The organism is Pirellulales bacterium, from assembly GCA_035499655.1.
In the GTDB taxonomy this organism is placed as follows: domain Bacteria; phylum Planctomycetota; class Planctomycetia; order Pirellulales; family JADZDJ01; genus DATJYL01.
Map to the genome: position 1 here is coordinate 1 of DATJYL010000118.1, position 11,314 is coordinate 11,314.

Sequence of the window (11,314 nt, forward strand, 5' to 3'; positions counted from 1 at the left end):
CTGCTCAAGAAACTGGGCGTCGAGGTGGCCCCTTTTGGCGGCGACACGGTGTTGGTCACGTCGTATCCGGCGATGTTGGCGAATTTTCGGCCCGCTGAAGTGTTGCACGATTTGGTGGCGCGGCTGTTGGCCGAGGGCAAAACGCCGGACCGCCGGGACATGGTGGACGAATTGCTGCACATGATCGCTTGCAAGGCGGCGATCAAAGCCGGCGACCGGCTGTCGGCGGAGGAAGTGGCGGCGCTGGTGGAAATGCGGCATTTGGCCCAAGATAGCCATCATTGCCCACATGGTCGGCCGACGGCCCTGATATTTACCCGGGAAGAGTTGGACCGGCAGTTTCTGCGAACGTGAATGGCCGCTTGACTGACGTAGTGTCGGAAAAGGCCGCGGATTGACGTATAATCTAATGGTTCGCCCCGTGGCTGGAATGGCTGATGCCGATTCTCGGCCGGCGAATCGTCATTTATAGATTTTCATACTTCGGACCGTGTCCCTTTCGATTCTCATCTTTGATTTATGATTTGTGTCTCCATAGGCCGGGGCCGGCACCGGCATGTGATCGCGGAGCATCGCCATCTGGTCAGCCAGGGAGCGAAACTCGTTGAACTGCGGCTGGATTACATCAACGGAAAAATCAATCTCAAACGGCTGATGACGGAACGGCCGTGCCCGATTGTCTTGACCATTCGCCGCGATATTGACGGGGGTAAATGGAAGGGGACGGAGCAAGAACGGCACATGCTGTTGCGGGCCGCCATTGTCGACGGCGTCGATTACGTCGATCTGGAGGAAGACACCGCCAAAGCGATTGGCCGGTACGGCAAGACCAAGCGGATTGTCAGCTACCACGATTTCCGTCAAACCCCGGACGATTTGGCGGCCATTCACGCACGGTTGGCGGCGCTCGATCCGGACATCATTAAAATCACTACCATGGCGAACAGCCCGCACGATAATTTGCGGATGATGCAACTGGTGCAATCGGTGAAAGTACCGACAGTGGGGATGTGCATGGGGGATTTGGGAACTCCTTCGCGAATTTTGTGCGGGCGGTTTGGGGCGCCTTTCACCTATGCCTCGTTCCATCACGAGCGATTGCTAGCGCCGGGTCAGTTGAGCTTTGAAGAAATGAACAGCGTTTATCACTATGACAAAATCGATGCGCAGACGACGGTGTTGGGAGTGATTGCCGATCCGATTGGGCACAGCTTGAGCCCGTTGGTACATAACACGGCACTGCGGCAGGCGGGAATTAACGCCGTCTATGTGCCGTTCCGGGTGCCGGCGGAGCATTTAGATCAGTTTTTAACGGATGCCAAGCAGTGGGGTATTCGCGGGCTGAGCGTCACGATTCCGCACAAGGAAGCGGTGCTGAAGCGGCTGACGAAATTCGATCCGGCGGTAAAAGCTATTGGCGCGGCCAACACGCTGGTGTTTGAAGGAGACGAGATAATTGGCTACAACACCGATTTCCGGGCCGCCCTGGAAAGCGTATTACGGGGAGTGCATTCCATCCATAGGTTGGATGTTGACGAACACTTGGCCAGTGTGCAATCGGTGGCGGCCGAGCATCAACCGACCGAGGACGGTTTGCAAGGAAAAACTGCGCTACTGTTGGGCGCCGGCGGGGCCGCACGGGCCATGGTTTATGGACTGAAAAAAAATGGCGCCAAAGTGGTGGTTAGCAGCCGCACACTAAAACGGGCCCAGCAGTTGGCGCAAACCATGGGTTGCGATTGCATCGACTGGAACAACCGACACGCGATCTCGCCGGACATTGTGGTGAATTGCACGCCCGTGGGAATGCACCCGAACGTGGACGAAACGCCTTATGCTCGCGGCCATTTGCGTTCGCAGGTGGTGGTGTTCGACATGGTATACAATCCGGAGAACACGCTGCTGATTAAGGAAGCCAAGGCGCAAGGCTGCAGCGTGGTGACCGGAATTGAAATGTTTGTGCGGCAGGCGCTGTTGCAATTCAAGTTGTTCACCGGTCAAAACGCTTCGTGGGAACTGATGCGCGACACGCTGAAGCGCGCCATTGGGCCGGCGAAAGCGTGAACTTCTCCTCCATGTAACCTCCACCATGCCAACGTTGATTGCGCTGATTGGATATCGCGGATCGGGCAAAACGGCCGTGGCGCAATTGACCGCGCTGCGGCTGGGTTGGGATTGGGTCGATGCCGACGTGGAGATTGAGCTGCGGGCCGGCAAATCGATCGCCGCCATATTTGCCGACGACGGGGAGGAGAGATTCCGCGACTTGGAAACCGCCGTGCTGCAAGAACTGCTGCGGCGCGAAAAAAAGGTGTTGGCGCTGGGGGGTGGGGTGGTGTTGCGAGAAGAAAATCAGCAGCAGTTGCTGAGGGCGCGGATGTTCAATTGCGCGAGAACGGTTTGGCTTAAAGCATCGCCCAAGACGTTGTGGCAGCGCATTCAGGCCGATACCACCACGGCAGCACGGCGGCCGAACTTGACGGCTGCCGGCGGTGTCGATGAAGTGAAACGGCTGCTGAAAATACGGCAACCGCTGTACCAGGAGTGCGCCGATTTCACCGTGGATACCGATAGAAAAACCGCGGAAGATGTGGCGGACGCAATTACGGCGTGGATTCGCGGGAATGCTACGGGATAGTTCCAATCACGGGGCGAGGCTGCGGACTGAAAAATTATCAAATCATTGCCGTGTGAACCACTACGAGATGAAGACCATCGATTTACGCAGCGATACTGTCACTCGGCCCACGCCGGAAATGCGGCGGGCGATGGCAGCCGCCGAAGTCGGCGATGACGTGCTGGGGGATGACCCCACGGTGCTCCGCCTGCAGGAGCGGCTGGCGGAAATACTCGGCAAGGAAGCGGCGCTGTTTGTCCCCTCCGGCACCATGTCGAACCAAATTGGGCTGCGCGTGCATTGCCTACCCGGCGACGAGTTCATCTGCGAAACAAACAGTCACATCTACTGTTACGAGCAAGGCGCTTATGCGCAGCTGAGCGGCTTGGTTTCGCGCACCGTGCCAGGCGAAGCTGGCGTGCTGCGGCTGGAACAACTGCAAGATTTGATCCGCGGCGGCGACGATCATCTGGTGACCACGCGCCTGGTGTGTCTGGAAAACACGCACAATCGCGGCGGCGGAAAAATTCAGCCGTACGAAGAAGTGGAGCGGATTTGCCGCTGGGCGCACGAACATGGCCTGGCCACGCATTTGGACGGCGCCCGGCTGTTTAATGCCGTAGTGGCGACGGGAATTTCGGCCGCCAAATGGGCGCAGCACTTCGACACGGTCAACGTCTGTTTTAGCAAGGGCTTGGGCGCGCCGGTGGGTTCGGCTTTGGCCGGTTCAAAAGAATTGATGGTCAAGGCGCATCGGGCCCGCAAATTGTTCGGCGGCGGCATGCGGCAGGCCGGCATTATTGCAGCCGGGGCGCTGTATGCCCTGGAACACAATGTCGAACGGCTGGCGGAAGATCACGCCCATGCGCAAGTTCTGGCCGACGCTGTGCGGCAATGCCCGGGCTTGGAATTGAAAACGCTTGAAATCGATACCAACATCGTCATTTTTCATATCGACCCGAAACTGGGAACGGCCGAGGAATTCGCCACACGCTTAGAATCGCACGGCGTGCTGACTTACGACATTGCCGCGCAATCGGTCCGCATGGTCACGCACTTAGATGTGAGCCGCGCCGACATTGAACAAGCAGCGGAAGCATTGCGAAAAGTTGCGTTTGGCGGATAATAAAATCCACTACTGTTTGCCCCGAAGTGAAAGTGTGTTTGCGTTTACGAGGTACGTCGCTGAGACATTCGATCATGACACATCCGATGCCAACCATCACGCAATTACGCAAAGCGCGTAAGGAGTTCAATCGGATCGAACCGCGAGATTTTTTCTATTGGTCTGTAACGAAACTCGTCACAGCGGTTCTTGAAGATAAAACAGGAAAAAAGAAGGTTGACGAATTGGTTCGCGCTCTGATGATGCTTTTAATGACTTGGAACAAGAACTATTATCGTTTTCATGGTCCTAAAGGAAAACAGACACTTGAAGAGCACTTTATCGAACTTGAAATCGTTATTTCAAAACATCTCGTTCAACTACTTGTCTATCGAAACTGCATAATCGAAGATGTATCCGAACTCCCAAGTCTAAAAATCCAAGAATTGTTTCAGGATTTTGAGAAAGTTCTGGGACGAGTAGGTGCCGCAAAATGCCTGCACTTAATCGCGCCGAGGTTCTTTCCGCTTTGGGATGCTGCAATTCTGAAAGGGTATGGGATGGAAAAGGGGCAATATAGAAATCGGTTAGACTGCGAACGTTATGTCGCCTTTATGGCCATTTCTCAGGCTCAAATAGTGAGGCTCGGTAATATCAGTTCATTTGCTGATAATCCATTGAAAAGCTTGGATGAATACAATTACTGTTGCTTCACGAAGAAAGTATCCTTTAAGTAAGCCCGATGACTTACGCGGGCATGCTCAGACAAGCAGTCTCACTTATTTCAGATATGCGAACCGCCACCGGGGTGGCGTACGCGCAGGAAGTGAGTGCGCTGGTTCATCGGCAGGGCTTGCAAACGGCGGATTTGATCGAGCAAATTCCGCTCGTTCTCTGCCTGGAGAGCGGCCAGGGCCTTATTTTCTCGGTTTCTTTTGGTGGGCGACGTTTTGCGCTTCAAGTGTTTTCTCCAGAACATCAAGCACAGCTAAATCTTGCGGTCGACCGGTTGCTTTCTTGCTCTTAATTATATCTTCCAAGCGGGCCACTAACAGTTGATGCTGGCCAAAGTTGACGGGGCTGGCTCGATCGCGCAGGCCCTCGTAGGATCGGATGCCATTGAGCCGTGGCATAAAATCCAGATGCAGGCCCTGCTGCGCGTTAATGACACGAAACAAATCCGAAACCGGATAGTAGGGTTTGAGGATGTCTGCTCCCAAGCTGGCTGCCACAGCTTTTAATTTTTTCAGATTGGCGGCAGTTTTGCGGAACATGAAATCTACGTCGATGGTCGTGACCGGAGCGCCGTGCAGCGCTGCAGCAGCATTTCCCACCATGACCGCTTCCAGACGATGCTTGGCAAGCACGTTTGCAACTCGATTCAGCAGCGCTTCGGCGTTCATCGTTCCGCGTTCTTCCTTCGTCAACAACAGCTACACCGTCCAGCCGTCGAACAGTTTATTGCGGAAGCGGCTGAACTCGGGCACGTTGGCGGCGGCTTGGGGATTATTCGCTAATTCGGCTACCCATTCGTCCATGCGTCGCAAGCGTTCGGCCAATTGCTGCACGACGTTATAGGCCAGCTTGAAGGCGGCCCAAATGCCTTCCTGAATCATGTCGGCATAGTCGGCATGGGTGATTTGGATAAGCTCCAACGGGCCGCGCGCCCGAACATCGGCGGAGTGGGGCGCGGGATGGAAGAACGACATTTCGCCGAAATGGCTGTACGGCTCCAGGACAGCCAGCACCAGCGATTCGGCCGGTTTATGGTTTTCTTCGCCCGGCTTCAATCGCCGCACCACTTCGCACTGGCCTTCCAACACAATCCACAAATCGCGCGATTGATCGCCCTGGCGAATGACGTATTCGCCCGGTGCAAATTCGCGGAGGCGGAGTACCTCGGCAATTTGACGGAATTCGGATTCGTTCAGACCGGTCAATAATGGGATGCGGCGGAGCGTTTCGAGATTCAGCGTGACAGGCATAGGAAAGTCTCTGTGGAAAATGGAGATTGCGCAGGTGAAAGCCCGGCGCGGCGGCCGGGGCTGACGGCTACGAAATTCCTCCTAAAACGGTCGCTCTTCCGACTCTCCCAATGGCGATGATATACGCTGCGGTACGAAGTGTCACGTGCCTTTGTTCGGCCAGTTCCCAAACTCGCTGGAAAGCCTCGGAAAGCACGGCGTCGAGCTCCTGCCGGACACGGTTCAGGCCCCATTGATAATGCTGGCGGTTTTGGACCCATTCAAAATAGCTAGCGGTCACGCCGCCGGCGTTCACCAGAATGTCGGGCAACACGGTATGGCCGGCTTTGGAGAGGATTTCGTCGGCATCGGGCTGGGTGGGGGAATTGGCGGCCTCGACAATCAGTGGGGCTTTAATGCGTGGGGCGTTGTGACGGGTAATCACGTTGCCCAAGGCCGCGGGGACGAGCAATTCGACATCGAGCTCCAACAGTTGCTCGTTGGTGATTTTGTCCCCGCCTGCATAACCTGTTAATGAACCACCATGTTCGAGGGCATAGCGGAGAACGTCTTTCATAGGAAGGCCATCGGGGTGGTAGAAACCGCCGCTGACGTCGCTGACGGCGACGATGCGGCATTCGGCCTCGCTCAAAAACTTGGCGGTGTGGGAGCCGACATTGCCAAAGCCCTGAATGGCGATGCGGCACTGTTGCGGCTTGCGTCCGAGCCGGCTGAGCAATTTGAGCACGAAGATGCCAACGCCGCGGCCGGTGGCTTCTTCGCGCCCTGGCAGGCCGTACAACTCGACGGGCTTGCCGGTCACGCAGGCCGGGCTAAAGCCGTGATATTTGTTGTACTGGTTCATAATCCAGCCCATCACTTCGGCGTTGGTTCCCATATCGGGCGCCGGAATGTCGATGTCGGGACCGATCATGTCATGAATGCCGTCGATGAATTTTCGCGTGATGCGTTCCAATTCGCGATGGCTGAACTGGTGCGGATCGATGCCGATGCCCCCTTTGGCGCCGCCGTAGGGCAAGTTGACGACGGCGTTTTTCCAGGTCATCAGCGCGGCCAGCGAGCGGACTTCGTCCATATCGACCTGCTCATGGTAGCGCAGGCCGCCCTTCATGGGCCCGCGGGAATTGTCGTGCTGCACGCGGTAGCCGATGAAAGTGGCCAGTTCGCCGCTATCGAGTTCGACGGGAATTTCGACTTGCACTTCTCGCCGCGGCGTGATGAGCAAGCGGCGCATGTTTTCGGTGAGATCGAGATGATCGGCGGCCCGATCGAAATATAGCCGTGTGGCGTCAAAAGCGCGCATGGTGATGTGCTGGGTGAGGCTACAAAATATAAAGGCAATGCGGACCGTGGTGTGAGGAAGGCTGCAACTCCCAGGGAATCTTACCTTTGCCATCCGGTAGCAACAAGTTGCCACCCTATTATCCGATGCTGCGGCGCAGCGGCGTTCAGTGGTTGGACATCGGTTGTGCCAAACCATATACCTTTGCCATCTGGCGGCTTGAAGGAGTACACTTATAAATAGGGATGGCCTGGACCTGGGAATGTCATCCCGAAGGCATTTCTGAAAACCGACACGACTAAACAAACGCAAGCCAGTCCCATCGACCATTCATGTCCGTTTCGATCCCCGAATTTTGGAACTTGATGCTTGCCAGCCGGTTGGCATCGCCCAATTCGCTGCCGAAATTACAGGCCGGGTTCAGCCAATTGAAAGGGGCAGAGGAGGAAGGAAACGTCGCTACGCTTGCTCAGTGGCTGATTGCGCAAGGCGTGCTGAGCCGGTACCAAGCCAAAGTCTTGTTGACCGGGCAGCCGGGCCCATTTATTTATGGCGATTATCGGGTGTACGACCGTTTGGGGAGCGGCCGCTTGCAGGGGGCATTTCGGGCGTTGCATCCGGCAACGCGGCATCGCGTGCTTTTGTGGTTTCATTCCGGGCCTATGGTCAGCAACGCGCAGTGGTGGGGCATTGCGGTTGAGCAAATCGCATTGGCGGCGCAGGTCGTGCATCCGCACGTAGCGCGGATTTATCACTTGTGCGATTTAGGACAATTCAAGTTCACGGCGCTGGAAGATTTACAAGGCGATGGCGTCATGGCGCAGTTAACGGCGGGCCCCTTGCCGTGGGCCGTGGCCTGTCGGATGGTGCGACAAGCAGCCCTGGGCGTGGCTCGGATGCATGAGCTGCGGCAATTACACGGCTCGATTCGCCCACAGAATATGTGGATAGACGCAGAAGAAAACGTCAAGCTGCTATTGCCGCCGGTGGGGCGCGACCCGCGGATTGTGCTGGGTGCGATTGATTTTTCGGCCGCGAACCCCGGCGAGGAGGTGCTGCGACAGGCCGATTATTTAGCGCCGGAGTTGGCGCACACCGGCTACTTGCCAAATCCGTCGACTGATATTTATGCGCTGGGGTGCACGCTGTTTCATTTGTTGGCGGGCAAGCCGCCGTTTGCGGGTCGCGATGCGTTGTCGAAATTGGCCAGCCACAGCAGCGAACGGATTCCGTCATTGGAATCTGCTGGCGTGCCGGGGCCGGTCAATCAGGTGCTGACCGGCATGATGGCCAAAGATCCGACCCAGCGTTATCAAAGGCCGCGTCAGGTGGCCGAAGCACTGGCGCAAGTGCTGGAGAAGCTCGATTCGAGCCAGTTGCATCGGCCGGCTTCAGCCGTTTCGAACAAATTACCCGAGTACGAAGCGTGGTTGCAGCCATACAATTTGGCATCTGAATCGAAAACGAATTGGGTACCAGAAATTGAAACGCCGCCGATCTTGGCAGCCAGTATGCGAGCGGAAGAGAAAGACCCGCGGTTGGAATTATTAGCTGAGCATGCGCCGCCGCAATCGCAAGGTACGCCCTCATCGAAGTTGCCTGGAACGAGCCCAGGGGGTGGAGTGGGTCATGCTGCGCCCCAGACCGGTATCGATATTGCTGCGGCATTTTCGCCCCCCGTTCGGCCAGCGGTGCCCGCAATTGCGCCTGGCACAACCCCGGATGGGGCTCTCGCTCCTTCGCCGCCTACTAATCGTTCGGGAACTACGCTGCGGCCGCAAATTGTCATGCCTGGCAATGCACCTCAAAGGATGGCATACCCGCCGGACGAGGCCGATGCGATAATCCCGTTTTCTTCGTCCGATATGAAGCGGAGAAAGCGCGGTCAGCGACGGATGTTATTGAGCGGTGCCGTGGTGGCGGCGTTCATGATGATTTTGCTGTTTTTGTGGCTCTCGATCAATAAGAAACAGTCCGAAAATCCTGCTGCAGATGGGACAACCGCCAACGGAGCAGCGAGCGATGGGGCAACTGTTAACGGTGCAACGGCCGATGGATCTAAGGCTCCGGTGGAAACGAAGCCCGAGGAAAATCGTCCGGTCGACAATCATTCTGACGCGAAAAAACCCGCCGACGCTAACCTGCCCAGCCAAAAGGACGGGGGCGAGAAGCAAGACGCTTCGCCACCTGCCAAAAGCGACGGAGCGGAAGCGGTGAAGCAACGAAATGCGTTTATCGCTGCGAACGACGTGGCAAAGGAATCCCATGGAGAATTAGGCGGCGAAGAAACTGGCGACGCGGCGGGACACATCAATGAAGTTGGCGACTATGATCTGGCGGCGAATTTAAGCACCAGTGCGGGCTCGGATGGAAATTTCAATTCGGCTGATACGGGAGAATCAAACCGTGTGGCCGATCCAACTCGTCCGTCCGATCGCGCGATTGTTACCGAACCCACCGGCACGGGCGGAGCGCAAACAGTGGGAACAACGCCAAAAGCAACGGCGGCAGGCGGTCGCAGCTTATGGGCTTCGCCCACCAACGGAGCGCCCTTAACACTTTCGTACTTAGCGCCGGGGGTGCAAGCAGTTTTGGTTTTGCGTCCGGCGGATTTGCTAAAGCGGCCCGATGGACAAAAAGTCTTGATGGCGTTAGGGCCTGCGGGAGTGGCGATCTTGCGAAACATTCAATCGCTCAGCGGGGGACGGCTGTCGGAAATCGAGCAGTTGACCATCGGCTGGATCGACCTAATGGACGCCGGGGCGGAGCCGGAAATTTTTCCGATGTATGTGATTCGCTACAGCAATCCAGTGGCGATCGAAAAACTGTTATCGAACTGGGGCTCTTCTTCGTCGATGAAAAATTACGATTGGGAAATCTATCAAGCTCCCCAGGGACTGACGGCTGTCATGCCACCCAAAGAGCAAGGCAAGGTGCTGGTGTTGGGAACGTCGGAGGCGATTCAAGACGTAATCAAACTGGCGGGTCAGCCGCCGCCGGTGCAGCGACCGATTGAAAAGCTGCTAGGCACATCGGACGACAAACGGATGGCCACGCTCGTGTGGATGCCCAACATCGCTGCGGAGGCCCTTGGCCAGGAGTCATCTTCGAGCGGCCCGTGGCAAACGCTGCTGGCAGGAATGCAGCGCTTTTTTGGCGAAGATTGTAGGTCGGCCGCGCTGAGCGCCCATCTGTCGGACGACAGCTTCTTTCTGGAGCTGCGTGTGCAAGGCCCATTGGGGCGCGGGCCGGAGATGGTCGTTAGCCAATTCAAACAGCAGGTAGCTCAATTGGCCGGTAGTGTGCAGGATTACCTGGCCGGGCTCAACTTGGATAACTATGGAAAGACCATACTGCTCCGATTTCCACAAATGATTAAACTGTTGGATGAGTTTACTCGCACCGGCACGGAAGGCGATCAAGCAATTTTGCGATGCTATTTGCCGGCGGCCGCGGCTCAAAACTTACTGCTGGCAAGCGAACTGGCGCTGTCGGAAGGGGCGGCCGCACCCGTTGCAAGCGTTGCCGAGGCCACAGGGCAAAATAGCCAGCCGCAAAACATGACCCAAAAACTCAAACGGGTGACGACGCTCAGCTTTGCCCGCGATACGCTGGAAAGGGCGATTCAGATGCTGGCGGACGATTTGGAGATTAAGGCCCAAATTATCGGTCCCGACCTGCAACTGGAGGGGATCACCAAGAATCAATCGTTCGGCCTGGATGAAAAAGACAAGCCAGCGGACGAAATTTTGCGCATTATCATGCTGAAAGCCAATCCCGACGGTAAACTGGTATATGTGGTTAAGCCCGACCCGTCGGGTGCAGAAACGCTGTGGATCACGACCCGGGCGGCGGCCGCCAAGCGCGGCGACACTTTGCCCGTGGAGTTACAACAATCGCCAGCCAAAAAATAACGATGTGATAGTGGCGAAACGTGAAATTCGTCAGGCGCGGGAACAGATGCATCATTACACGACAGATGTGCGGTGCGGTCAGAGATAATTAGGCCATCCAATTGCGGAATTGATGAAGAGGGTGCTGTCCGTGCAGCCATTTCAAATTCAATGCACCACGTGTCGCCGAAGCTTGCGGGTGAATGACCCGGAGGCGATTGGTAAAATTCTTTCCTGCCCGAAGTGCGGGAGCATGGTGTTGGTGGAGGCGCCGCCGGGCTGGGAGCAGGAGAGAGAACCCACGGTTCCCGGGGTGGAGAAACAAAAGTCAACCGGGCAGGAGCCGGCAGTTAAAAATCAGGAGTCAAGAGTTCGGGATCAGGAGTTAAAAGGTAGTCGCAGGGATTCTACACTCAAGAGTCAGGGACCCGA

9 protein-coding genes are annotated in these 11,314 nt (G+C 56.4%); 6 read left to right on the top strand and 3 right to left on the bottom strand.

The features are described from left to right. The 5 genes from VMJ32_08565 to VMJ32_08585 all read left to right on the top strand — a co-directional run. Positions 1-354 (top strand): DNA mismatch repair protein MutL (locus VMJ32_08565; GenBank protein ID HTQ39068.1); only part of this gene is annotated, 354 nt, incomplete at its 5' end. Positions 355-519: 165 nt separating this feature from the next. After that, positions 520-2,064: a type I 3-dehydroquinate dehydratase gene (locus tag VMJ32_08570; GenBank protein ID HTQ39069.1), complete on the top strand. Its 1,545-nt coding sequence runs from the start codon at positions 520-522 to the stop codon at positions 2,062-2,064. A gap of 25 nt (positions 2,065-2,089) precedes the next feature. Next, the gene (locus VMJ32_08575) at positions 2,090-2,638 is read left to right on the top strand and encodes a shikimate kinase (protein HTQ39070.1); all 549 of its coding nucleotides are present in this window, start codon (positions 2,090-2,092) and stop codon (positions 2,636-2,638) included. A gap of 52 nt (positions 2,639-2,690) precedes the next feature. Continuing rightward, on the top strand, positions 2,691-3,743 hold the full coding sequence (gene ltaE, locus VMJ32_08580; protein HTQ39071.1) for a low-specificity L-threonine aldolase: 1,053 nt from the start codon (positions 2,691-2,693) through the stop codon (positions 3,741-3,743). 86 nt (positions 3,744-3,829) lie between these two features. Continuing rightward, on the top strand, positions 3,830-4,459 hold the full coding sequence (locus VMJ32_08585) for a hypothetical protein (protein ID HTQ39072.1): 630 nt from the start codon (positions 3,830-3,832) through the stop codon (positions 4,457-4,459). Positions 4,460-4,639: 180 nt separating this feature from the next. Here VMJ32_08585 and VMJ32_08590 read toward each other — a convergent pair whose 3' ends face one another. The 3 genes from VMJ32_08590 to VMJ32_08600 all read right to left on the bottom strand — a co-directional run bounded on the left by VMJ32_08590 (position 4,640) and on the right by VMJ32_08600 (position 7,010). After that, positions 4,640-5,125: a hypothetical protein gene (locus VMJ32_08590; GenBank protein HTQ39073.1), complete on the bottom strand. Its 486-nt coding sequence runs from the start codon at positions 5,123-5,125 to the stop codon at positions 4,640-4,642. A gap of 30 nt (positions 5,126-5,155) precedes the next feature. Next, positions 5,156-5,707 carry a cyclic nucleotide-binding domain-containing protein gene (locus VMJ32_08595; GenBank protein HTQ39074.1) on the bottom strand — a complete coding sequence of 184 codons (552 nt, stop codon included), beginning with the start codon at positions 5,705-5,707 and terminating at the stop codon, positions 5,156-5,158. A 67-nt stretch (positions 5,708-5,774) separates the two neighbouring features. Further along, entirely contained in the window at positions 5,775-7,010 is a 1,236-nt protein-coding gene (locus VMJ32_08600; GenBank protein ID HTQ39075.1) for a Glu/Leu/Phe/Val dehydrogenase dimerization domain-containing protein, read from the bottom strand. Between the two features lie 311 nt (positions 7,011-7,321). Here VMJ32_08600 and VMJ32_08605 point away from each other — a divergent pair, with 311 nt between their 5' ends. Next, a complete protein-coding gene (locus VMJ32_08605) occupies positions 7,322-10,903 on the top strand; it encodes a protein kinase (protein ID HTQ39076.1) in 3,582 nt (1,193 codons plus the stop codon). Positions 10,904-11,314 lie beyond the last annotated feature (411 nt).

What these genes read in the sequence shown, in the direction of transcription:
- VMJ32_08590 (HTQ39073.1), bottom strand. Translation starts at nt 5,125, where the DNA reads ATGAACGCCGAAGCGCTGCTGAATCGAGTTGCAAACGTGCTTGCCAAG.
- VMJ32_08595 (HTQ39074.1), bottom strand. Translation starts at nt 5,707, where the DNA reads ATGCCTGTCACGCTGAATCTCGAAACGCTCCGCCGCATCCCATTATTG.
- VMJ32_08575 (HTQ39070.1), top strand. Translation starts at nt 2,090, where the DNA reads ATGCCAACGTTGATTGCGCTGATTGGATATCGCGGATCGGGCAAAACG.
- VMJ32_08600 (HTQ39075.1), bottom strand. Translation starts at nt 7,010, where the DNA reads ATGCGCGCTTTTGACGCCACACGGCTATATTTCGATCGGGCCGCCGAT.
- VMJ32_08570 (HTQ39069.1), top strand. Translation starts at nt 520, where the DNA reads ATGATTTGTGTCTCCATAGGCCGGGGCCGGCACCGGCATGTGATCGCG.
- VMJ32_08605 (HTQ39076.1), top strand. Translation starts at nt 7,322, where the DNA reads ATGTCCGTTTCGATCCCCGAATTTTGGAACTTGATGCTTGCCAGCCGG.
- VMJ32_08585 (HTQ39072.1), top strand. Translation starts at nt 3,830, where the DNA reads ATGCCAACCATCACGCAATTACGCAAAGCGCGTAAGGAGTTCAATCGG.